The organism is Pedobacter cryoconitis (assembly GCF_003259615.1).
GTDB lineage: Bacteria > Bacteroidota > Bacteroidia > Sphingobacteriales > Sphingobacteriaceae > Pedobacter > Pedobacter cryoconitis.
In genome coordinates this window covers 1-23,477 of sequence record NZ_QLLR01000004.1, presented here as the reverse complement: position 1 = coordinate 23,477, position 23,477 = coordinate 1, and the positions used below count along the sequence as shown (strand labels likewise).

The following is a 23,477-nucleotide window of genomic DNA, read 5'->3' as shown; positions in this document are numbered from 1 at the left end:
AATACATCAATTATGAGTCTAGAAATAAAAGTTCCGCCAGTAGGCGAATCAATTACCGAAGTTGTTTTATCCCGTTGGGTGAAGAATGATGGTGATGCCGTAGAAATGGATGAAGTAATCGCCGAGTTAGAGTCTGATAAAGCAACTTTTGAATTAACTGCTGAGCAAGCCGGAACTTTGAAAATAGTGGCGGCCGAAGGCGATACGCTGGCTATAGGTGCTGTAGTTTGTTCTATCGAAACTAGTGGAGCTGCTCCGGCAAAAGCGGCAGCACCAGCTGCTGAAGAAAAAGCAGTTGTAAATAATGCGCAGCCTGCTGCTCCGGTAGCGGAAAGAAATGGCGAGAGTTATGCAACTGGTACGCCTTCACCGGCAGCGGGTAAAATTCTTGCAGAAAAAGGTGTTGACGCAGCGGCTGTTAAAGGCTCTGGTGTTGATGGCAGAATTACTAAGGATGATGCGCTTAAGGCGGAGAAAGCGGCTGCACCAGCGGCTAAAGCTCCTGAAAAAGCTGCACCAGCTGTAGCTGCTCCTGTTGCGGGTTCAAGAAATGAACGTAAAGAGAAAATGTCTCCATTGCGCAAAACTGTTGCAAAACGTTTAGTGGCAGTGAAGAATGAAACGGCCATGTTAACTACTTTTAACGAAGTAAACATGAAACCGATCATGGATCTTCGCGGAAAGTATAAAGATCAGTTCAAAGAAAAATATGGTGTTGGTTTAGGTTTTATGAGTTTCTTCACGAAAGCTGTTTGTGAGGCGATGAAAGATTTCCCTGCTGTTAATGCACGTATTGACGGAGAGTCTGTGGTTTACAATGACTTCGTAGATATTTCTATTGCTGTTTCTGCGCCTAAAGGATTGGTTGTTCCTATCATTAGAAATGCGGAAAGTATGACACTTGCCCAGATTGAAAAGTCTGTGATTGAGCTGGCTACTAAAGCACGTGATAGCAAATTGACTTTGGAAGAAATGACTGGTGGAACATTTACAATCACTAACGGTGGTGTATTTGGTTCAATGATGTCTACGCCAATTATCAATGCACCTCAGTCTGCGATTTTAGGAATGCACAATATTATTGAGCGCCCGATTGCAGAGAAAGGTGAAGTTGTGGTTCGCCCGATGATGTATCTTGCTTTATCTTATGATCACAGAATCATTGATGGCAGAGAGTCGGTTGGCTTCTTAGTGAGAGTAAAACAGTTGTTAGAAGATCCTGCACGTTTGTTGTTAGGGATATAATTACTGCTTCATATATTTAAAAAATCCTGCTGTTTCGTTACAGCAGGATTTTTTTGTTTTGTTCATGTCATTTGTTTTGCTGTAATTCGTTTTTGACAGGATTTCTGTACTTTTACGTTGTGAAAAAAAGCTACTTATTATTGTTGTTCCTGGTTTTTGGTAAAAGAACGAAGGCGCAAGAAGTTACAAATACAACGGATAATCCGGTAAAGATTGGAAAGAGTATATTTTCTAATGAGATCAAAAGGAATTTCTCCAGAAAAGGGGATTTCTATGTGCATTGGGGATATAACCATTCGTGGTATGGAAAGAGTGATATTAACTTTACGGGACCTAATTATGATTTTACATTGAAGGATGTAGTTGCTCATGACAGGCAGTCTCCGCTAAAGTGGAACTATTTAAATCCTGCAAAGGTTTCTGAGCCTCAGTATAATCTTCGTGTGGGATATTTTATTTCAGATAATTATAGTATTTCAATTGGTTGGGATCACATGAAATATGTGATGGATATTCCGCAGAGAGTAGCCATTACTGGTGTGATCGGGGAGACTATTTCTGATCCTGGTGTGCCTACGGGGCCGCTTGCAGGAACTTATAATGGACAGATGATTGATGTAACGAGTAAAATGCTGACTTATGAGCATACCGATGGATTCAATTATGCGAATATTGAGATTGAGCGTTACGATGATATTTGGGTTGCACCTTCCAGACAGACTTCGTTAACTTTAGAGACTGGTCTTGGTGGTGGTATGATGGTACCGAGATCGGATGTACGTTTGTTCGAGCAGGGAAGAAATAATCACTGGAATGTTGCTGGTTATGGTTTCTCAGCTAAGATTGGTCTGAAGTTTTATGTGACCAGAGGGTTATATATTCAGAATACAACGAAGGTTGGGGCAACTAACCTGAAAACTGTGCATACTACGGGAAGAGACGATTTAGATAAAGCGAGTCAGAAGATTAACTATGTACAGAATTTCTGGGCTTTGGGGTACCAATTTTAAATTGAGTTATTAAAGCGTTAGCGGGCATGTTTTATTTTTTAACGAAAAAATAACAGAAACCGGATATTATATTGATAGTTATAGTGGATTTTGCAAGAAATTCATATACCTATGAAAAATATTAGATTATCATTGACACCGCTATTGTAGCGGTGTTTTTTTGCCTTTAAAAAGGTAAAATAGCAGAAGGCCCCGTATTTACCTTAAATACGGGGCCTTTCTTTTATAGGGAGTTAATAATTGTTATTCTTTTCTTATGCTTCCGGAGCCAATGACAGTTTTCTTAACTGCTGCGTTTCCTGAATAACGGATGCTGCCGGAGCCGCTGATCACTGCTTCAATGTTTTTATTGACTGTGATGTAAATATTAGCTGACCCGCTGATTTGAGCAGATAAGTCGTTTACAGCAAAATCTCTGCCTTTAAAGCCTCCTGAGCCACTCAGGGTCAGGTTTGAGTTGTCTGCTTTACCACTTAGTTTGATGGAGCCTGAACCACTGATTGTGCCTGTAAATGATTTTACGTTGGCAGTGGCAGTAATACCTCCTGAGCCACTAAGGGTAGTCACCAGTTCGGAAGAATTGATGGCGTTTTCAACTTCCATATTACCTGATCCGCTCATGGTTAGGGAGCTGATCTTTTTTGCTGTAATGTATACAGTTATATGGGCACTGTTATACTTTCTTGACCAGATGTTCCATTTAGTCTTTGGTTTGATCGTCAGGATACCTGAAATCACTTCAGTAGTTAATTCACTAATGGCTTCCTGATCGCCTTCAAGACGCAGGGATTCTTTATTGCCCATCGTGATCTTTACAGTCAGGGGGCCGCCTGTAGCCACTCCTCTAAAACTTCCGACAGACCTTTCTTCTTCACCGAAAGATTTATTAATCCGGATAGGAGAGGCAGCGTTAAGGTGAGTACTAATGGTGAGCAGCAACAGTAAGAGTAAACTATTTATTTTCTTCATTTCTTTAGGTTTTTTATAGGACGTTAAAGATTTTGATTTGTTGCATAAACTTCTGAATTTTATTTATCCTTTTTCAACAAAATGTAAAAATTAGGATCTGCCTTAAAATTGGATTCATTGATACCCTGTTGAACAGCGATTGTTTTGGCATGGGCATCCGGATAAATAAAACTAAAATTACCAGGTGCCAGGGATACTTTTACAGGCATGTCGAAGCCTTCCACTACATTTGTCCAGCGGTAAGTTAATTTACCGTTTTTAATGTTGTAGTTAAGCACAGGTACATCGGTAGTTCTCAAATACTGATCAAATATTTTAGCTAGTTTCAGACCGCTTTCTTTGCTGATGTAATTTTCGATTTGTGTTGTAGTAACAGTTTGATGGTAGAATGTTTTATTCAGGCCACGTAAAATCTGGCGGAACTTTTCATCATCCTGGATAAGCTGACGGATGGTATGCACCATATTTGCTCCTTTGTAATACATGTCGCCAGAGCCCTCATGGTTTACGTTGTAAGTACCGATAATAGGGACATCGTTCTGAATTTTTTGTCTTATACCTACTACATAAGCCGTAGAAGCCTCTTTTCCGTATTGGGATTCCACCATCAGTGCTTCTGAATAATTGGTGAAACTTTCATGGATCCACATATCAGCAATGTCTTTCGCAGTGATGTTATTCCCGAACCACTCGTGGCCGCTTTCATGTACAGTAATGAAATCAAACTTTAAGCCCCAGCCGGAACCGGATAAGTCATTCCCCAGATAACCCATTTTAAACTGGTTACCGTAGGCAACGGCACTTTGATGTTCCATACCCAGATGTGGTGCCTGAACGAGTTTGTAACCATCTTTGTAGAAAGGGTAAGGGCCAAACCAGTGTTCGAATGCTTTGAGCATTGGCTTGACATCGGCATCCCAGTGTGGTCTTGCTTTGGCACTGTCAGCTTTCAGCGACCAGTAATCTAAGGTAAGATCTCCGTCTTCTCCTTTGTAAAGGTCTGTCCAGTGGGCATATTTCCCGATGTAAAAGGTAATGTTATAGTTGTTAATCGGGTTAGCCACAAACCAGTTGTATTGTTTGTAACCATCAGGTTTATCTACGATACTGCGCAGGCGGCCATTTGATACTTCCTGCAGATCTTTAGGAACACTGATGCTGATTAACACACTATCCACTTCATCACTTTGATGTTCTTTGGTTGGCCACCATGAGCTGGCACCGAAACCCTGACAGGCTACAGATACCCAGGGATCTCCGGCTGCATCTTTACTGAAAATAAAACCTCCGTCCCAGGGTGGTTTTCTGGCAATGACAGGATTGCCTGAGTAAAAGACTTCAAATTTGTCTTTGGCCCCCTTTTTAATGGTGGAAGGGAAAGTCAGGAAAACTGCATTGAACTCCCTTTTGAAAGGGAGTTCCTGGTTTTTATAGACTACCTTTTCAATGGTCAGGTTACTGAACAGATCAAACTGAAGTTGTTTGAAATCTGTGGTCGCCGTAAAATTGAATTCATTGCTTCCGCTGACTGATTTGTTATTAATATCCACTTTTACGTCAAGGTGGTAGTAATTGATGTCATAGCAAGTACGCAGTGGAGTCAGCATACCTCTTAATGTATCTGCGCGCGAAAAGGTGTGCTTCCCTTGAAGTAGCTGTGCATTAGCCTGAAAAAGGGCTGTGAATACAATAAGGGTACTGATAAATAATCTTCTCATCATGGATTAAGGTTTTAATACGGTCACCGTTAAGGCAGAAGCATTTGCTTTGTCATGATAAATACGGTGTGTTGCTTTTTGGAAGTCTTTATCCTCAGCGTGGTAAATATCCAGGAATTTCTGCGGGTTTCTGTCTACTAACGGGAACCAGGAGTTTTGTACCTGGATCATAATTCTGTGACCTTTTTTAAAGGTATGACCTACATCAGGAAGGGCATAGTTGACCTGGGTGATTTGCCCTGGAACGAAAGCTTCAGGCTGCTCAAAGCTGTTGCGGAATTTGCCGCGCATTACTTCGCCGCGAACAAGCATTTCATAACCGCCCATGATAATTCCTTTTGGATTGATTGCCAGATCTGGTTCGTCTTCCGGGTAAGCGTCGATTAGTTTAACTACGTAATCGGCATCAGTCCCTGTAGTAGAAACCGAAAGTTTAGCCATTAAGGGACCTGTAAGGGTGATGTCTTCGGTTAGAATAGCTGTCTGGTATACTTTTACGTCAGGTCTGCGGGCTGCAAAACGCTGATCGTCGATCATATATTCTCTTGTTCTTTTTTCTTGTATACCTTGCTGATAAGGAACCGGGTTATTCGGATCACTTTCATATTCATCGAAACTGGTTCCTGTGGCTGGCGGAGTAAAGCTTAGCTTTCCATTGGCCTGAAAGTATAATGTTTGTTCTTCTGTGTTTTGAGGTGGCCAGCTGCTGAATTTCTTCCATTGGTTACTGCCAGTCAGGAAGATAGTCGCTTCGGCTATGTCTGCATCTTTTTTATCTTTAAGATATTGCATAAAGAAAGGGAATTCTAAGTTCTGCTGATACCAAGTGCTGGTCTGCTGACCGAATTGTATATCCCCAAAGCTCGCTCCTGTTCCTCTTGACCATCCTCCGTGAAACCATGGGCCCATCACCAGGCTGTTCTTGGCTTTAGGATTTTGTTTTTCAATAGCCTGGTAAGTGTGTAAAGCTCCATAGGCATCTTCAGCATCGAAGAAACCACCAACTACCAGTACTGCTGGTTTTACGTCAGTAAGATGTTGACGGATGTCCATGGCTTTCCAGAAGGAATCATAAGTGCCGTGAGCCATCAGGTCATTCCAGAATTTAATGGTATCACCAAAATATTTCAGCTTCACGTTTTTAAGTGCGCCAACGCTCAGGAAAAAGCGATAATTGTCTTTGATAGGGAACTTAAAGCTTTTAGGGCCTTTGTCTGGCGTAATTGGTTTTGGTCTTGGAACTCCAAATACGGAATAAAAGTTAAACGCATCTGATAGCATAAATGCACCATTATGGTGAAAATCATCCCCGTGAAACCAGTCTGTAACCGGAGCCTGAGGTGAAACTGCTTTCAGGCCAGGGTGTGCACCTGGTAAAGAAGCTGTAGAATAAAACCCCGGGTATGAAATTCCATAAATACCTGCTTTTCCATTGTTGTTGGGCACGTTTTTAATCAGCCAGTCTATGGTGTCGTAGGTGTCAGAGCTTTCGTCTATGTCTTTTTTACTTTTTTTATTGGCAATCTGAGGACGTACGTCTACAAATTCACCTTCACTCATCCATCTGCCACGCACATCCTGGTAAACAAAGATGAAGCCTTCTTTCAGGAATAAAGGGTCAGGCCCTAAGGTCGTTTTGTATTGGTTCTCGCCATAAGGACTGCTGGTATAGGGTGTACGGTTCAGCATAAAAGGATACTTTTGATCTTTATTCTTTGGAATATAAATCGCTGTAAATAGCTTAACGCCATCCCGCATAGGGATTTGTCTTTCAATTTTAGTGTAATTGTCACGGACATAAGCAGAATCTGTTACCTGGGCCATGGAAGAATAGCTTATTGCCAGAAAGCATAAGGCTACCCAGAACATTTTAAAAGAAGGTTTCATATGAAAAGTTTAGATGGTCTAAATATAAGGGATATAGCACCTTTTTTATAAAATAGAGCGCTATATAATCTAAAATGTTACTCATTTTGACCCTCAATTCTAAAATGATTGTACCTTTGGTTCACCTAAGGATCAATCATGCCGCAAAATAAATTCAGTAGTTCCTATCTTTCCTCTTTGTTAACGCCAAAAATCCTGGCCTTCATCAAGTTTGGAATCACAGGGGTATCAGGATTGATCATAGATTTTGCCCTCACCTGGTTTTTTAAGGATGAGCTGGGGTTTAATAAATTTATAGCCAATGGAATAGGCTTTACCGCAGCAGTAATCAGCAATTACATTATTCATCGCAACTGGACATTTAAGGACAATAAATCAAAGCCAGGGTTACAGTTCACGGCATTTTTTGTGGTTTCATTAATCGGCCTCCTGTTAAATTCGGGTATTATCTTTTTATTGGATAATTTGCTTTCGGTTAACTTTTATATTAGTAAGGCAGTAGCCATTTTTATTGTTTTCTTCTGGAATTTCAGTGCAAACTATTTCTTTGTTTTTAAAGCTTCTGGCAAAGGAAAATCAATCTAATCAACACCTATGCAGAAAGTATTGGCAGATCAAACTACAAAATGGCTTTACCTTTTTATCGGGTTTGCTGTATTTTTAAATTTTACCGGGTTATTTGTAACCGTAATCGGACCGGATGGTGCTTTATATGCTTCTATCGCCAAAAATATGGCTCAGCACAATAATTTCATTGATTTAATGGTCGAAGGAAAGGATTGGCTGGATAAACCTCATTTTCCTTTCTGGGTAACGGCTGTTTTTTTCAAAGTGTTTGGAGTCAATACCTGGGCTTATAAGCTGCCTGGAATACTTTTTATCCTGCTGGCGGCTGTATATACTTATAAGTTTGCGAAGGCACTTTATTCGAAGCAGGTTGGCTTATGGGCTGTTTTGCTTTTATTAACGGCGCAGCACATTCTGATTTGTACGATGGATGTTCGTGCAGAACCATTTCTGACCGGACTGATTATCGCAAGTGTATATCACTTTTATAAAGCTTTGGGCAAAAAGTGGTTCTGGCATCTAGTGATTGCCTCTGTGTTCGCTGCCTGTGCGGTGATGACGAAAGGGATTTTTGCATTGATCCCTATCGGGGGAGCGGTTGCGGGAGAGCTGCTGATTAAAAAGAATTGGGCAATGGTCTTTAATTTCAGGTGGTTGCTGGCAGCAGTGCTGATCCTGGTTTTTATGCTCCCGGAACTTTATACTTTGTATCATCAGTTTGATGTGCATCCGGAGAAAGTAGTTTTCGGACGGCAGGGGGTATCCGGAATCAGGTTTTTCTTTTGGGATAGCCAGTTTGGGCGTTTCTTTAACAACGGGCCGATCAAAAAATCGAGTGGTGACCCGACTTTCTTTTTACATACCATTTTATGGGCCTTTTTGCCCTGGAGTTTACTGTTATATACGGCCATATACCAGTTTTTCCGTAAGAATTTTAAGAAACCTTTATTGACTGAATGGTTCTGTATCTCCGGTTCATTCCTGACTTTCCTGGTTTTCTCTTTATCAAAATTTCAGCTTCCTTTTTATATTACGATTGTATTTCCGTTTTTCACTATCATTTGTGCGCAATACTTATGCAGGGTCAAGTTAGAAAGTTCTGTAAAAGCTATCCGGATCATGCAGCTGATTGTTGGGGGCATTATGATGTTCCTGATTATAGTATTGCATTACTTTTTCCAGCCGGATAACATTACGGTATTTGCTGCAGTATTGCTGGCGGGGGCTGTAGCTTTATTTATTATAATCACTCTTCAGCCGATTGAGCAGGCGTATAAAGTGTTTTTCCAGGTTTGTACAGTCGCCTTTTTTGTGAATCTGTATTTTAACCTGGCTTATTATCCACGATTAGTCAAATACCAGGGGGATAGTGAAGCTGCGTTCTGGATTAATGCGCATAATGAAAAAGGACTGCCTGTGGTACAAAGCAGACTTGCTTTTGCTTATTCGCTGGATTTTTATGTCAATGCTCCGGTTTATTTCTTAAGACCGGGGGAAGAGGCTTTATTACCTCCAAGACCTTACCTGCTGTACGCTAACCCGGATTTAGTGGATCAGTATATTCAGCAGGGGATGAAGGTTACACGCCTTAAGTCGTTCGGGAATTTCCGGATTACGATGGTTAAAGGAAAATTTTTGAATCATGCTACACGGGAACAGACATTGTCTACAACCGAAGTAGTGTTGATTAATTGAAAGATTAACAAGAAACCCCCTTGCTGATGCCTTATTTCTATTGGGGATTATTAACTTTGTACAACAAAATTTTATCATTATGCAATACGACGTCGTTATTATTGGTTCTGGTCCTGGTGGTTATGTAAGCGCAATAAGATGTGCACAATTAGGGTTAAAAACAGCAGTTATAGAAAAATATAAAACTTTTGGTGGAACTTGCTTAAATGTAGGTTGTATTCCATCTAAAGCATTGTTAGACTCTTCAGAGCATTATCATAATGCTGCGCATACCTTCACTACCCACGGGATTGACCTAAAGGATCTGACAGTGAATATGCCACAAATGATTGCCCGTAAAGATGATGTGGTTGCGCAAAATACAGCAGGTATCACTTACTTGTTCAAAAAGAATAAAATTGACAGTTTTGAAGGTTTAGGTTCTTTTGTAGATAAAAACACAATCAGGATTACCAAAACTGACGGAACATCTGAAACTATTACCGCTAAAAATGTAGTGATTGCATCGGGTTCTAAGCCCACTGCTTTACCATTTTTACCAATAGATAAAAAAAGAATTATTACTTCGACAGAAGCATTAAATATTAAAGAGGTTCCAAAAACGATGATCGTGATTGGTGGTGGTGTAATCGGACTGGAATTAGGTTCTGTTTACGCACGTTTGGGAACTAAAGTTTCTGTAGTGGAATACCTGCCTTCTATTATCGCTACAATGGATGCTGGTTTAGGTAAAGAATTACAGCGTGTATTGAAAAAATCACTGGGTATGGAATTCTTTATGGGCCATAAGGTAACTGGTGCAACTGCAAAAGGTAAAAAAGTAACGGTTTCTGCATTGAACGCTAAAGGCGAAGAGGTGAATTTAGAAGCTGATTACTGTATCGTAGCTGTTGGCCGTACGGCTTATACTGAAGGTTTAGGTTTAGAGAATATCGGAATCAAAACTGAGGAGCGTGGTAATAAAATCCCTGTAAATGCACATTTAGAAACTGCTGTACAAGGTGTATATGCAATTGGTGATGTAATTACTGGTGCAATGCTTGCACATAAAGCAGAAGATGAAGGTGTTTTTGTAGCGGAAACTATCGCAGGTCAAAAACCACATATCAACTATAACCTGATTCCAGGAGTTGTTTACACCTGGCCAGAGGTTGCATCGGTAGGTTATACTGAAGAGCAATTGAAAGAAAAAGGTGTAAAATATAAAGCAGGATCTTTCCCGTTCAAAGCGAGTGGACGTGCTAAAGCAAGTATGGATACAGATGGTTTTGTAAAAGTATTGGCGGATGAAGCTACTGACGAGATATTAGGTGTTCATATGATCGGCCCGCGTGCTGCTGATATGATTGCTGAGGCTGTAGTGGCTATGGAATTCCGTGCTTCTGCTGAAGACATTGCAAGAATTTGTCATGCACACCCTACGTATACTGAAGCTATTAAAGAAGCGGCTATGGCTGCAACTGCAAACAGGGCGATTCATATTTAAGATCAGTTTTATAATTTATTAAAAACCCGCAGTTTCAACTGCAGGTTTTTTTATGCCCAGTTTCGGATAAGCTTCAGCCAAAGCAGTTACGCCAAGTTGTATAAGCCTGAGGTTTTCCTCCTGATGGCCATGTTGTACTTCTACATTGATATAAGGAATGTTATTTTGCATCGCATAGATGGATAGTGAACCGTCATCTACTGCTTCTTCAGATTGCAGTACTACATTAACATCTGCTTTTTTTAACAGGTTAAAGAGTTTCAGTTCGGTAACCAGGATCATATCGTCTTCATCCATTTCATAGTTGACATGAACGGAGTCTGCGGTACTTCCCAGTTCGTTTTCCGGCAGGTAACTCTGAATGCCAAATCCCCCGTCGGCGTTATTATGCAGGGTGAATATATAAGCTGATTTTTTAGGATTATAAGTTTTGAGAATAGTTTTACCCGTACTTTTCAGTTCGGCAATTACAGCTTCACTGGATACTCCATATTTCTCCAGTCCGATAGGAATGCCTTCGGCTGTATAGATACTGTTGGGATCTGTCTGATAGGTGACCTCATCCTGTATGAATTTGAAGTTCCTGGCACCTCCATATTGACAGTCTACGATACTTCCGCCGTTCATCGCAATATAATCGAAAGCAGCTTTTACCCCGGTATCTTCATTATCGTGAATAGCCAGGAAATTTATACTGGGGGTATTGTAACTGTATTTAATCAGATTCAGTGGCATGTCCCCTAACAATATTTTAGTACTGTCTGTAGTCATGCCCTCAAATACTGGAGGATATTGTGCTTTAACCACAAATGAGCAGGTTAAAAGAAAGATCAATACAAGTGTATATTTCATAATTACGTGTTGTGAATTTCTATAACGCAAAAAAGGAACCACAAATGGGTTCCTTTTTGAAATTTATAACGAATGCTCTTAATGCTGGTGATCTAAATCATATTCATGAACTTCTTTATGGTCATAAGGTTCTACCATCAATTCATCAATAGTGACTCCTTTTTTGTTCAATCCTAGACGTTCAAGCAGTCTGTCAAATAACTGGTACATTACCGGCACAAATATTAGCGTCAGGAACAATGAGCTTAATAGTCCGCCAATAATTACCCAGGCCAGACCATTCTTCCATTCTGCACCTGCGCCACTTGCAAGCGCAATTGGCATCATACCAATTACCATGGCAATGGTCGTCATCAAAATTGGACGTAAACGCGCATGGTTGGCTAAAATAAGAGCTTCATGTGTAGTTTTACCTTCAGACCTCATCTGATTGGTGAAATCGACCAGGATAATTGCATTTTTCGCTACCAGTCCGATTAGCATGATCATCCCTAAAATCGTAAATATGTTAATTGCATTATTCGTCAGTGCGAGTGCCAGCAAGGCTCCGATAACTGATAAAGGAATGGAGAACATCACGACAAAAGGATAAACAAAACTATCATATAGTGCTACCATAATCAGGTATACCAGGATAACGGATGCTAATAAGGCTATACCCAGAGTTCCGAAACCATCCCCCTGATTTTCGGCATCACCTGCCCATACATAACTTACACCTATAGGTTTTCTAAGTTTACCTGATTTTTCCAATGCAAGTAATTGTGCCTGGAATTCTGCTACAATCGTACCTGTTGGACGACCAATAGATTGAGCTCTTACTGAAACCGAAGTACTCTTATCCCTTCTTTCCAATTGACTTGGACCGGAACCGTTAGTGATGGATGCGAATTGTGATAACTTAATTTGTTTCCCTGCCGTATTCACAAAGATCAGATTTCTTACATCATCAATGTTTTTACGGTTGAACGTCTGGTAACGAATATTAATGTCATACTCATATTCTCCTCTACGAAATTTACCATCTGTATTTCCACTAAATGCAGTCTGCATGGTTGCACCTACTGTTTGCAGGGTAAGACCAAGAGCAGCCATCTTATCACGATCTACCTGTACATTAATTTCAGGACTACCATTCTCAACAGATAACTTCAGCTCTGCAGATCCTTTGATCTTAGCCAGAACCGCTTTAGCACCTTCGGCATATTTCATGGCACTGTCTAAATCTGAACCCATAACCACCAGTTCAATAGGTGCATTTTCTGCGATACCTAAAATACTGATCGGAACAGTTTTTACTTTAGCACCAACTAATACTTTAGCCAGTTCACGACTTACTTTTGTCGCGTAAATACTCGATACGTCTTCGCGTTTATCTCTTTCAACCAATTTTACATTGATCTCAGATTTATAGGCTGTTGCTTGTGTTCCTCCAAAATCACCACTTGATTGTCCTACAGTGGTAATCAATTGCAGGATTTCTGGTTTTTTAACTAAAAAGGCTTCTGCTTTTTGCGTCATCAAATTCGTTTGTTCGATGGACGCATCTTTAGGAAGTTCTATTTGTACAAGGAATTCTCCTTTATCACTTTTTGGGAAAAATTCTGTTCCGATATAACCTGCAACCGCCAGCCATATTGAAGCAACAAACATAACAACTACAATTAAAATTGTGAGTGTTCTGTTTGCCAGGGACCATTCTAAGATACTGGTGATCCAGACCGTAAATTTGCGCAGTTGTTTTTCAAACCACAGGATGAAACGACCAAATATGTTCTTGCCTTCTATCTTTTCTAATTTACCAAAACGGGATGATAAAAGAGGAACAATAGAGAAGGATGCTAATAGTGAAAGCATAGTCGCAATAATTACCACGACACAGAACTGACGAAGAATATTGGAAACTAAGCCTGTACTTATAGCAATAGGGAAGAATACAACTACAATTACCAATGTAATGGATACTACGGTAAAACCAATTTCGCTTGTCGCATCATAAGCAGCACGCACTTTGTTTTTACCCATTTCCATGTGGCGGTAAATATTCTCTAATACCACAATCGCATCATCCACCAAAATACCAACTACCAGTGATAATCCCAATAGTGACATCAGGTTTAAGGTATAACCTAGTACGCTGATCCCGATAAAAGTAGCAATCAGGGAAGCAGGGATAGAAACCATAACGATCAGGGCATTTCTAATACTATGCAGGAAGAAAAGCATCACGAAAGCAACCAGAATAATTGCAAGCACTAAATCGTGGATTACTGCATCGGCAGATTCCAATGTAAAAATAGAACTGTCATTTGCAATAATTATTTTCAGGTTATTCTTCACATAATCCTTCTGCAAAGTTTCAATTACCTTATGCACGCTTTTACTTACCTCTACGGCATTCGCGTCCGATTGTTTGATAATTTGTATCGCAATAGCTCCTTTACGGTCTATACGCGCTAATTTCTCTACTTCTTTTTGTGCGTCTCTCACATCTGCGATGTCCTGCAAACGAATTTGAACACCATCTTTTCCTGTACCTACAACTAATTTACGCAGTTCATCTACGTTTTTGTATTTACCGGATAAACGGATTAAAATATCCTGGTCATGTGTTTTCACACTACCAGTAGGGAAGTCAAGGTTGGATGTTAAAATTGACTGCTGAACTTGTAAAACAGATAAACCGTATCCCTGAATTTTATCTGCATCCAGGCCCACTTCAATTTCACGTTCTTGTCCGCCTACCAGGTTAACCTGTGCAACACCATTTACCCTGGATATAATCGGAGCAATACGTTTGTCGATCAGATCATAAAACGACGCATCGTCCATTTTCGCTGATGCTGACATCGTGATCACTGGTAAATCATCCAGAGAGAATTTATTTAAGGAAGGAGGTTTTACGTCGGTCGGTAAATCTTTAAGAATAGAGTTTACCTTACGTTGCGCTTCATTTAATGATAAATCCACATTGGCTTTGTCATTCAGGGTGATCGTTACCACGGATAAACTTTCGTAAGAAACCGCGTTTAGTTTCTTGATATTCTCCATGGAGGATACCGCATCCTCAATCTTCTTGGTTACCGTATTTTCTACCTCACTAGGTGATGCACCCGGGTATACGGTGGAAATAGACACGACGTTCTGAGAGAACTTGGGCAGCAACTCATAACTTAAAGAGAAGTAGCTCAATAAACCCAGTAATGTCAGTACGCTGAATACAACGACGACAAGCGAAGGTCTTTTTATTGATATTTCTGTTAATTTCATCTATATATAGATTTATATGCTGATCTGATATTATTTTATAATTGCAACAGGACTGCCGTCAACCAAGTTGATCTGTCCGCTGATAATTACCGTTTCACCTTCTTTCAACCCATCAAGAATTTCTACCTGATCACCGATAATTCTGCCTGCAACTACTTTACGCTGTTTCGCTGTATTACCTTCTCCTAATACAAAAACCTCGTTACTGCTTACACTGCCCACAAATGAACCGCGGGGAATAGTAATCGTTGCTGCCTGAGCTGGAAACTTGAAAATTGCAGTTCCATACATACCTGCTTTGATTGTGTTTTTGTGGTTGTTGTCTACTTCAATTTCAATCGGGAAATTCAAAGTTTCATCCGCTTTAGCAGCGATGAAAGTGATTTTGCCTGAAAAATTATCAGAAGGGAATACATTCGATTTAATCTGTACAGTTTCGCCTACTTTAAGGTTCGCAACCTGTCCTTCGTTTACATTCACTTTCAGTTTTAGTTTTGAAACGTCAACCAATTCAAACAACTGCGTACCCTGCGCGGTAACGAAAGCACCAGTCTCAATGTATTTTTTATTCACTATACCATCAATCGGAGATTTGATATTCGCATCACTTACTCTTCTTGCAGAACCTTGTAATCTTAGTTTTGCATTTCTTGTAGCCAGTTTTGCCTGGTCAAGCTGCTGCTGCGTTACACCACCAGTTTTGAAAGAGCTTGCATATCTCGCTTCGTCTCTGATTGCATTATCCAGTGCTGCTTGTGCAGTTTCTTTATCTGTATTGATAATTTCAGCATCAATATGTGCCAAAACCTGTCCTTTATGTACGCGGTCACCTTCTTCCACATATATTTTTGTGATACGGCCTGCATTTTCTGACAGAAAGTTCAATTCTTTTTTAGGTATAAAATTACCATTTGCACTAAAATCCAAATCAACGGCTACTTTTTTCACTGGAGCCACGCGTACACTGATAGCACCACTTCCCTGAGCTACCAAAGCCGTTTGCGCGTCATTTTTCTTCTTATTGTTTTTAAGTACCAAAGCAATAGCTCCGATAACTACTATAATTAGAATGACTGTTATAATTCCTCTTTTCATTTTAATAGTGATTTTATATTTCCGTTTGATTTGATTAGTTGGATTTCGGCAATTTTGTAGTTCAGTAATGCCTGGGTATAGCTGTTTTGTGCTTCGGTCAAAGCATTTTCCGTATCTAAAAGATCCGTTAAGGCAGCAAGCCCGTTATTGTAATTGTTTTGAGTACTGTTATAAATCTCCTGAGCGAGTAAAACATTCTGGCGCTGAGATTTGATAGTCGTAATATTATTTTTCAGCTGGATCTTCGCATTTTCATAAGCCAGATTCAGATTATTTTTACTTTCTCTAATATCTTCATCCGCTTTTTTGATATTCACATCAGCCTGACGGATCCTTGAACGTGTAGCAAAACCATTGAATATCGGCACTTTAATCGTGACCCCGATAGCAGAAGCATTGTAATAAAATGTGCGTCCGTGCGGGCTGAGTAAATCGAACTTATCACTTTGTCCGGTTCTGGTTATATTACTCACCAGGGATAACTGAGGGTAATACTCCGCTACGTATGATTTTCGCTGAAGACTCAGTAACTCTTTCTGAATATTCAATAACCTGATTTCTGTTCTTCCTTCAGTATTTATACTGTCGGCCATTACGGGTAAAGTTTCCACTTTACTGAATTCATCAGGTGGTAAGGTAATGATGGTCGTTACCGGCATGCCCATCGAAAACTTCAACTGATTTTCTAACTGGACAACACCGTTAATTGTTTGCTCACGTCTGGTTTGCAGGTTAGTCAGGTTCACTTTAATCCGGTCTACATCTATCTTTTTTGCCAGACCGTTTTCATACTGATTGGAAATGATCTTTTCTACCACCTTAACGTTTTTGATATTGGTATCTATGACATTAAGTTGTTGTCTGTTTACTAATACCTGGTAATAGTTATTTGCAACCATTTCTATAACCTGTTCCTCTGTAAGGTTTGCACTCAGGCTATAATAGTTTTCACTGGTGCGTGCTGCCTTTAGTCCGGTAAAAACCTGTTGGTTGAATAACTGCTGGCTAAGCTGAAAGCCCCCATTGATGTCCCATGGTTTACCAAGCTGAACAGCCTGGTTATTAAAGATCAGTGATCCAATGATAGGATTGTAATTTAAACCACCATTTGCCGTAACCTGTGGTAAGGCTTGTGCTCTAACTTCCTGCGTTTTGTATTTTCCGCCTTCAATATCCAGTTTCGCTTTACGTATATTAACGTTATTTTGAATAGCAAAGTTAAGCGCATCCTGAAGCGTAAGTTGCTCTTGCGCAAATGCTATATCTGTAAAAAACAGGCATAGCAGTAAGATGGGGATCGATTTTATTCGTGTAGTCATGATTGTGGTTTTCTGGTATAGGGCTGGTTTTAGTTTTTTAGTCCTTTAATGAATATTTTAGAGAGACTGATCTGTTTTTCCTTCATTAATTTTAATTCTTTCTTTCCCGGGAAAAGCTCTTTATTCCCGTGCATAATACAGAGGGAGGTCAAACCAGACTGACAGGATAAATATAATTCGGCGAGTTTAGAGATGTTTTCTTGTGGAGCGATCTCTTTGTTCTCTACTGCCATTTCAAATATTTTTTCGTGAAACTCAACATTTTTCTCCAGCATTTTTTCTAAATATGATTTTAATTCAACCGAGTTCAATGAAGAATCAGGATTTCCGTTAGATAAATGCAGCATGTAATAGCGCAGAAAAAAACGATGTTTGATTTCTACGATGTTCAATAGCGTGGTTTCGATATTGGATGATTGCTTTAAGTCGGCATATAAAACATCGAAATAATCTTTGAAAATCCGCTCGACTACACCGAGAATTAAACTGGTTTTGTCTGGAAAGTAATAATATAATGAAGGCTTAGAGACAGATAGATCTTCTGCTATTTCATTCATCGTAGTTTTATTGATGCCAAAATGTATAAAACGCTTTATTGCACCCTCTATAATCAGCTCCCTTTTTTTATCCGTTTCTGCCATTTTACTTTTTTACCTTCTGACTTTATTATATGTAAAGTCAAAAGTATGGCAAGCTTTTCTAATAAAGAAACTTTAGTATAAAAACAACTATACTTAGTGAAGATATGACAATACCATGACTTTAATAAGAGAGTTTAAACCGTTTTTGTTGGTCTTCAGTCTCTTATAAGCCGTGCTAACGAATAAATGGTAGTTCTGTGACTTAAAGCTGTGTTTAGATTAATGGCTTTAAACCCGCCAGAAAGATTTCGGCGAACCTTTTTTCTTTCAGAAAGATGAGTTTAAACTGTTCTTTCCCAGGGAAAATATTCCGCGCACGGTTAAGGATATTGAAGTGGATACCAGACACCGCTTCGACAAATATTTCGGTGGTGAAAGGGATGTCTTTGATGGCGAATTCTCCGGATGTATCACCTTTGGTCAGCAGGCCTGTAATGATTTTAAGCTCGAATGCCCTGGCACGTTGAAATTTTTCATAAAGTGCTTCCGGGAGTTCAGGGCCAATCATTTGGGTGTATTCCAGGAGATTGTAATACTTCTGTGTAAATGCCTGTCTTTTCTGCAACAGCATCAGAATACCTTCTGTAGCGGTAGATGTCTTCTCTACGGACTTAATCAGATCTCTGCTGATGGTGTGCATCATATGTTCAATTACACTGACATATAAGCTCAATTTATCAGGGAAATAATAATAGAGTAACGCTTTTGAAAAAGCAATATCCTTTGCGATTTCAGTCATCGTAGTTTTTGCGAGTCCGTAATGTGCGAATCTCTTTAATGCAGCGTCTATAATTAAGAGTCTTTTTCTATCTTGATTTTCCATTGTGAATAAGCAATGCTTTTTTTCTATGAGCGTGCCGGCTTGAATTGGGGTTAGAATCGGATGTAAATTATACAAAATTATTAAATATTATATTTAACATGTTTATTACACAGGCTAACAATTACATTTGCGGTAAATAATTCTAATAATTCTTATGCTTGTATTACAAGAAAATATATCCCTTAAACCTTACAATACTTTTGGTATTGATGTCAAAGCCCGCTTTTTTATTGAAATTTTTACAGAAGATGAGCTGGTTGCATTAAGGAATCACCCGGTATTCAAGGCCAGCAAATTACTGATACTCGGAGGGGGTAGCAATGTGCTTTTTACGGAAGACTATCCTGGTTTGGTATTGAAGATCAGCATTCCTGAAATTACCACTGAAGTTGCAGATAACCAGGTTTTTGTTTCTGCAGGAGCAGGAGTGGTTTGGAATGATTTAGTAAACTATTGTGTAGAGAATGGATTTGCAGGAATGGAAAATCTAAGTCTTATTCCAGGGACTGTAGGCGCATCGCCGATCCAGAATATTGGTGCGTATGGTGTGGAACTTAAGGATGTGTTTGAGTCTTGTGAAGCATTTGAACTGGCTACTGGTGAGTTTAAGAATTTCGGGTATGAGGATTGCCATTTCGCTTACAGAGACAGTATTTTTAAAAATGAATTAAAAGGTCAATATATTATTACGCGTGTCAATTTCAGACTATTTACCCGGATCAGAATCAATTCTCAGTATGGTGCTATACAGTCGTTGCTCGCAGAAAGAAGAATCACACATCCTACAATCACAGATATTTCAAAAATTGTTGCTGAGATCAGAGTAAGTAAATTGCCAGATCCTTCAACTATTGGTAATGCGGGAAGTTTCTTTAAGAACCCTATTATCGACCGTTCTAAATTTGAAGGGTTAAAACATGCGTTTCCTGCAATGATCAGTTACCCTGCTGGCGAAGATAAAGTTAAACTGGCTGCCGGCTGGCTGATTGAACAGTGTGGTTTTAAAGGAATTACTGAAGGACATACTGGTACCTGGAAAAATCAGGCACTGGTTCTGGTTAACCATGGTGGTGCAACCGGAGAGGAAGTGTATAGTTTTTCAGAAAAAATTATAGACACTGTATTCTCTAAATTTGATGTAAAATTGGAACGGGAAGTGAATATCCTGTAACAATTGTGTGATTTTCCCAACTATATAGAGTTTTTTCATGGTTAAACAATTAAATCTATGTGTTTAACCATGAATCATTTTTTTGGTACATATGTTGTATAAGTGTTAATATACAAGATTAAACAAACCTGATTAGCGCCACTTTTTAAAGGTATTGTTTGCTTGCTTTTTTAACCTTAAAACTTAAACACTATGACAAAAAATGAATTCAACCTTCAGCTTCACAACCACTCGGTTTCCTTGCAGTCATTCGCTTTAAATTTTACAAAAGATATTGAAGACGCAAACGATTTAGTTCAGGACACCATGCTGAAAGCGGTTACGTACTACAGTAAATTCAAAGAGGGAACAAATTTGAAAGGATGGTTATTCACCATCATGAAAAATACCTTTATTAATAATTACAGACGTTTGGTTAAAACAAATGCGTTAATTACTAAATCTGAGGATATATCTTCTGCAAATCTTCACTATAGTGCTACAAAAAATACAATAGACAGCAAGTTTATTATTGGTGACATCAATAAGGCTTTAGCTACTTTACAACCTGAATACTACGTTCCTTTTATTAAATATTTTGAAGGCTATAAATATCATGAGATTGCGGATATGCTTAAGATCCCAATCGGTACAGTAAAAACAAGAATCCACGTTGCCCGTCAGATACTGAAAAAATATCTTAAAACGTATTCTAAAGAAATTCTCGGAACAGAAATCGTTTAATCATTCTGTTTTCTTTTAACGAAAAGCAGCTATATAAAAAATAGCTGCTTTTTTGTGCGCTCGATTTAAGCTTCATGGCAGGGCAACAATCAAGGATACTAATTGCTGAGAACTGCACATTGAAAAGACCGCTGTATTGATGAAGGTTCAGCGGTCTTTTCAATGTGCAGTTGCCAGTGGAAAAAGAAAGTGGTTTAGTCGGATCAAAAGTATATTTTTGGACTTCAGACTTATCCTGCTAAATGAACTATACTTATTTATTGATTGACCTGGCACTTTTGTTATTGCCGGTCTTATTTTTTTCTATCCGGCAACTCAACTTTACTGACCAGAGTAAGTTCCTGGTTCTTGCTGTTTTGATCAGTGTTTTTTCTTTCTCCATCCCTACGGAATTTATGACGCAATTAAAGGTAATTGTATTTAATCCGCCTTATTTAAGTGGGATGACTTTATGGCAATTGCCAATAGAAGAGTTGTTGTTATTATTCATTTTACCTTTAAGCGGGCTTGCGGTTTACTTGTTTCTTAATCATCGTTTTCCAGATAATGGCCCTGAGAAATATAGCCTGGCTTTTAGTAATATTATGCTGGGAGTCTGTATAGCTATGCTCTATTTCGGTCATCAGAAGTTATATACTCTTTTTACATTTTCGATCTTATTGGTTTTCATCCTGTATGTCGAATATGTCAATAAGATCAGATTCATGTACCGTTTTTACCGTGCATTCCTGGTGACTTTAATCCCATTCTATATTGTGTATGGGCTATTGGCTAATCTTCCTGTGATACAGTATAATAGTGCGGAAACATTGAACTTTAATCAGTTTAATATTCCCTTTGAAACGCCTTTCTATTTTATGGGGATGTTATTGCTGAGTGTTTATCTTTTTGAGTTTTTTAAATTAAGAGCACGCCGTTAATGGAGCTACCAGAATTTACCAAACAACAACTGGCTTTAAGAAATGGGCAGGACAAACCACAAATATGGGTAGCTTATCTCGGGTTGATTTACGACGTTGGAGAAAGCCGGTTATGGAAAAATGGGAAGCATTATGAACACTGGGCAGGACAGGATCTGACCGATGAACTGGCAGATGCGCCGCATTCAGAAACTGTATTTGAAAAGTTTACCGCGGTTGGTAAACTGAAAAGTTAACAAAAAAGCATCAGCCTTAAACTGATGCTTTTTTTTATTAAAGTTCATTTTCCTTTAGTGGGAAGTCTGAATAATTAAGCTTCAGTAAGTGTGAAAGCGCTCAGGTTTACAAATTCCTGGATACGGCCGGCAACTTCTGCTTCAGTCAGGTTGACGATTTTCTCTGTTCCGAATTTTTCTACACAGAAAGATGCCAGTGCAGAACCGTAAACGATTGCATTTTTCATGGTATCGAAGTTGACCGTTCCAACTTTCGCCAGATAACCAATAAATCCGCCTGCAAAAGTATCACCTGCGCCAGTTGGATCGAAAACTTCTGCCAGAGGAAGCGCAGGAGTAGAGAATACTTTATCTTCATGGAAAAGTAATGCGCCGTGTTCACCTTTTTTAATGATCAGGTATTTTGGGCCCATTTCCAGAATTTTCTTCGCTGCTTTAACTAATGAATATTCGCCTGAAAGCTGACGTGCTTCTTCATCATTGATGGTTAATACATCAATCATTTTAAGCGTATCCAGCAAATCATTCAGTGCAATGTCCATCCAGAAGTTCATCGTGTCTAAAACGATTAGTTTAGGCCTGTTTTTAAGACGTTTGATGACCGTTTGCTGTACTTGTGGAGTCAGGTTGCCTAACATCAGGTATTCGCAGTCCTGGTAGCTCTCAGGGATAATCGGGTCAAAATCTCCCAAAACATTCAGTTCAGTAACTAAAGTGTCTCTGCTGTTCATGTCATTGTGGTATTTTCCTGACCAGAAAAATGATTTTTCACCTGCTTTTATTTGCAGACCTTCAGTATCGATACCATGTTTTGTAAAGGTATTAATGTCCTCCTGGTGGAAGTCATCACCTACAACTCCGACGATTTTCACTTTATTATAGAAGTAAGAAGCAGCCAAACTTGCGTAAGTTGCAGCTCCTCCTACTATTTTATCAGTCTTTCCGAAGGGAGTTTCAATTGCATCGAATGCTACAGTCCCTATGATTATCAGGCTCATATGTTTTATTTTAATTTTTTTTGAAAAATATTGTCTACAAATATTGCATAAATAATTTAAAAGCCCTAATATTGCATTCCCAAAACGAACGAAGCTTTATGTTGTTTATTAAAGCAGAGAAAACGTTTTCGGATAACCAGAGTACTCCTTCTTAGCTCAGCTGGTTAGAGCATCTGACTGTTAATCAGAGGGTCGCTGGTTCGAGCCCAGCAGAGGGAGCAGATTAAAAACCTTTCAACATCACGTTGAAAGGTTTTTTCTGTTAAAGTAGAGGGCATTGCCTTTTATATTACGCTTTACCTTTTTAAAAAAGGCGTTATTTTTTTAAAAAACCAGCACTCCTTCTTAGCTCAGCTGGTTAGAGCATCTGACTGTTAATCAGAGGGTCGCTGGTTCGAGCCCAGCAGAGGGAGCAAATTGCAAAAAGCCTTTCAGTGAAAACTGGAAGGCTTTTTTGTGCTGAATCACACCATAGGTTGTACGAACTAATAAAGGTTTACCCTTGGTTTACAATTCATTAGGATCAATGCCAAAAGTTGTGGAGCAATTGGATATTTTTGGATTTTACGCATAGAGTTGCGTTAACCTAAAAAGGAAGAATTCAATGTTTTTGACTCCCCTGAATTGCGATCTGAATGCCTTGATTTTGGCATTAAAAGATTCTGCTGATGCATTGGTAGATCTGCGGTCAAAGTAGTTTAATATCGTTTGATAATGACTCTGTATAGACCTGGAAATAGTTTTGAATGCTTTAAAACCTGTTTGTCTAACTTTTTCATGCCATTTGGCCAGGTTAGCCAGTCCAAATACCTTATCTTTTGTATGCTCAAATAGCTGACTCAGGCTCATACT

General features: G+C 39.2%; 20 protein-coding genes and 2 tRNA genes. 11 read left to right on the top strand and 11 right to left on the bottom strand.

From position 1 onward, the window contains the following. The first annotated feature begins 12 nt into the window (after nucleotides 1–12). Entirely contained in the window at nucleotides 13–1,245 is a 1,233-nt protein-coding gene (odhB, locus tag LY11_RS06595; protein WP_111632935.1) for a 2-oxoglutarate dehydrogenase complex dihydrolipoyllysine-residue succinyltransferase, read from the top strand. Between the two features lie 119 nt (nucleotides 1,246–1,364). Next, complete coding sequence (locus tag LY11_RS06590; protein ID WP_170132641.1) at nucleotides 1,365–2,255, top strand: hypothetical protein; 891 nt, start codon at nucleotides 1,365–1,367, stop codon at nucleotides 2,253–2,255. 243 nt (nucleotides 2,256–2,498) lie between these two features. On the opposite strand, the gene LY11_RS06585 is transcribed toward LY11_RS06590, so the two are convergent. The 3 genes from LY11_RS06585 to LY11_RS06575 are packed head-to-tail and all read right to left on the bottom strand — an operon-like array spanning nucleotide 2,499 to nucleotide 6,829. Then, nucleotides 2,499–3,224, bottom strand: coding sequence for a head GIN domain-containing protein (locus LY11_RS06585; RefSeq protein ID WP_111632934.1), 726 nt, complete (start codon nucleotides 3,222–3,224; stop codon nucleotides 2,499–2,501). Nucleotides 3,225–3,283: 59 nt separating this feature from the next. Next, nucleotides 3,284–4,942: a M1 family metallopeptidase gene (locus LY11_RS06580; RefSeq protein ID WP_111632933.1), complete on the bottom strand. Its 1,659-nt coding sequence runs from the start codon at nucleotides 4,940–4,942 to the stop codon at nucleotides 3,284–3,286. 6 nt (nucleotides 4,943–4,948) lie between these two features. After that, a complete protein-coding gene (locus LY11_RS06575) occupies nucleotides 4,949–6,829 on the bottom strand; it encodes a CocE/NonD family hydrolase (protein ID WP_111632932.1) in 1,881 nt (626 codons plus the stop codon). Between the two features lie 138 nt (nucleotides 6,830–6,967). Here LY11_RS06575 and LY11_RS06570 point away from each other — a divergent pair, with 138 nt between their 5' ends. The 3 genes from LY11_RS06570 to lpdA all read left to right on the top strand — a co-directional run bounded on the left by LY11_RS06570 (nucleotide 6,968) and on the right by lpdA (nucleotide 10,577). After that, nucleotides 6,968–7,414, top strand: coding sequence for a GtrA family protein (locus LY11_RS06570; protein ID WP_111632931.1), 447 nt, complete (start codon nucleotides 6,968–6,970; stop codon nucleotides 7,412–7,414). A gap of 9 nt (nucleotides 7,415–7,423) precedes the next feature. Next, nucleotides 7,424–9,091, top strand: coding sequence for an ArnT family glycosyltransferase (locus tag LY11_RS06565; RefSeq protein WP_111632930.1), 1,668 nt, complete (start codon nucleotides 7,424–7,426; stop codon nucleotides 9,089–9,091). A gap of 79 nt (nucleotides 9,092–9,170) precedes the next feature. Further along, entirely contained in the window at nucleotides 9,171–10,577 is a 1,407-nt protein-coding gene (gene lpdA, locus LY11_RS06560; protein WP_111632929.1) for a dihydrolipoyl dehydrogenase, read from the top strand. A gap of 18 nt (nucleotides 10,578–10,595) precedes the next feature. Here the strand turns inward: lpdA and LY11_RS06555 are convergent, their stop codons facing one another. The 6 genes from LY11_RS06555 to LY11_RS06530 all read right to left on the bottom strand — a co-directional run bounded on the left by LY11_RS06555 (nucleotide 10,596) and on the right by LY11_RS06530 (nucleotide 18,577). After that, nucleotides 10,596–11,429 (bottom strand): hypothetical protein, encoded by an 834-nt coding sequence (locus LY11_RS06555; RefSeq protein WP_245952633.1) that lies wholly within the window; start codon nucleotides 11,427–11,429, stop codon nucleotides 10,596–10,598. A 78-nt stretch (nucleotides 11,430–11,507) separates the two neighbouring features. Then, nucleotides 11,508–14,699, bottom strand: coding sequence for an efflux RND transporter permease subunit (locus LY11_RS06550; protein ID WP_111632928.1), 3,192 nt, complete (start codon nucleotides 14,697–14,699; stop codon nucleotides 11,508–11,510). Nucleotides 14,700–14,729: 30 nt separating this feature from the next. After that, the gene (locus tag LY11_RS06545) at nucleotides 14,730–15,794 is read right to left on the bottom strand and encodes an efflux RND transporter periplasmic adaptor subunit (RefSeq protein ID WP_111632927.1); all 1,065 of its coding nucleotides are present in this window, start codon (nucleotides 15,792–15,794) and stop codon (nucleotides 14,730–14,732) included. Then, on the bottom strand, nucleotides 15,791–17,113 hold the full coding sequence (locus LY11_RS06540) for a TolC family protein (protein ID WP_111632926.1): 1,323 nt from the start codon (nucleotides 17,111–17,113) through the stop codon (nucleotides 15,791–15,793). Before LY11_RS06540 ends, LY11_RS06545 begins: the two co-directional genes overlap by 4 nt. A 29-nt stretch (nucleotides 17,114–17,142) precedes the next feature. Continuing rightward, nucleotides 17,143–17,754, bottom strand: coding sequence for a TetR/AcrR family transcriptional regulator (locus LY11_RS06535; RefSeq protein WP_111632925.1), 612 nt, complete (start codon nucleotides 17,752–17,754; stop codon nucleotides 17,143–17,145). A gap of 214 nt (nucleotides 17,755–17,968) precedes the next feature. Further along, the gene (locus tag LY11_RS06530; RefSeq protein ID WP_111632924.1) at nucleotides 17,969–18,577 is read right to left on the bottom strand and encodes a TetR/AcrR family transcriptional regulator; all 609 of its coding nucleotides are present in this window, start codon (nucleotides 18,575–18,577) and stop codon (nucleotides 17,969–17,971) included. Between the two features lie 154 nt (nucleotides 18,578–18,731). Between LY11_RS06530 and murB the strand changes: the two genes are divergently transcribed. From murB to LY11_RS06510, 4 genes are all read left to right on the top strand, one after another. After that, nucleotides 18,732–19,748: a UDP-N-acetylmuramate dehydrogenase gene (gene murB, locus LY11_RS06525; RefSeq protein ID WP_111632923.1), complete on the top strand. Its 1,017-nt coding sequence runs from the start codon at nucleotides 18,732–18,734 to the stop codon at nucleotides 19,746–19,748. A gap of 192 nt (nucleotides 19,749–19,940) precedes the next feature. Continuing rightward, nucleotides 19,941–20,471 carry an RNA polymerase sigma factor gene (locus LY11_RS06520; RefSeq protein WP_111632922.1) on the top strand — a complete coding sequence of 177 codons (531 nt, stop codon included), beginning with the start codon at nucleotides 19,941–19,943 and terminating at the stop codon, nucleotides 20,469–20,471. Between the two features lie 242 nt (nucleotides 20,472–20,713). After that, nucleotides 20,714–21,391, top strand: coding sequence for a lycopene cyclase domain-containing protein (locus LY11_RS06515; RefSeq protein ID WP_111632921.1), 678 nt, complete (start codon nucleotides 20,714–20,716; stop codon nucleotides 21,389–21,391). Beyond that, the gene (locus LY11_RS06510) at nucleotides 21,391–21,627 is read left to right on the top strand and encodes a cytochrome b5 domain-containing protein (RefSeq protein WP_111632920.1); all 237 of its coding nucleotides are present in this window, start codon (nucleotides 21,391–21,393) and stop codon (nucleotides 21,625–21,627) included. The genes LY11_RS06515 and LY11_RS06510 overlap by 1 nt, the downstream gene beginning before the upstream one ends. Before the next feature lie 74 nt (nucleotides 21,628–21,701). Here LY11_RS06510 and LY11_RS06505 read toward each other — a convergent pair whose 3' ends face one another. Beyond that, nucleotides 21,702–22,625 (bottom strand): PfkB family carbohydrate kinase, encoded by a 924-nt coding sequence (locus LY11_RS06505; protein WP_111632919.1) that lies wholly within the window; start codon nucleotides 22,623–22,625, stop codon nucleotides 21,702–21,704. Nucleotides 22,626–22,770: 145 nt separating this feature from the next. Here LY11_RS06505 and LY11_RS06500 point away from each other — a divergent pair. Together LY11_RS06500 and LY11_RS06495 are read left to right on the top strand one after the other, a co-directional pair. Then, a tRNA-Asn gene (locus LY11_RS06500) sits at nucleotides 22,771–22,844 on the top strand. Nucleotides 22,845–22,964: 120 nt separating this feature from the next. Beyond that, a tRNA-Asn gene (locus LY11_RS06495) sits at nucleotides 22,965–23,038 on the top strand. Between the two features lie 151 nt (nucleotides 23,039–23,189). On the opposite strand, the gene LY11_RS06490 is transcribed toward LY11_RS06495, so the two are convergent. Continuing rightward, nucleotides 23,190–23,477 (bottom strand): transposase (locus tag LY11_RS06490; RefSeq protein ID WP_146610806.1); only part of this gene is annotated, 288 nt, incomplete at its 5' end.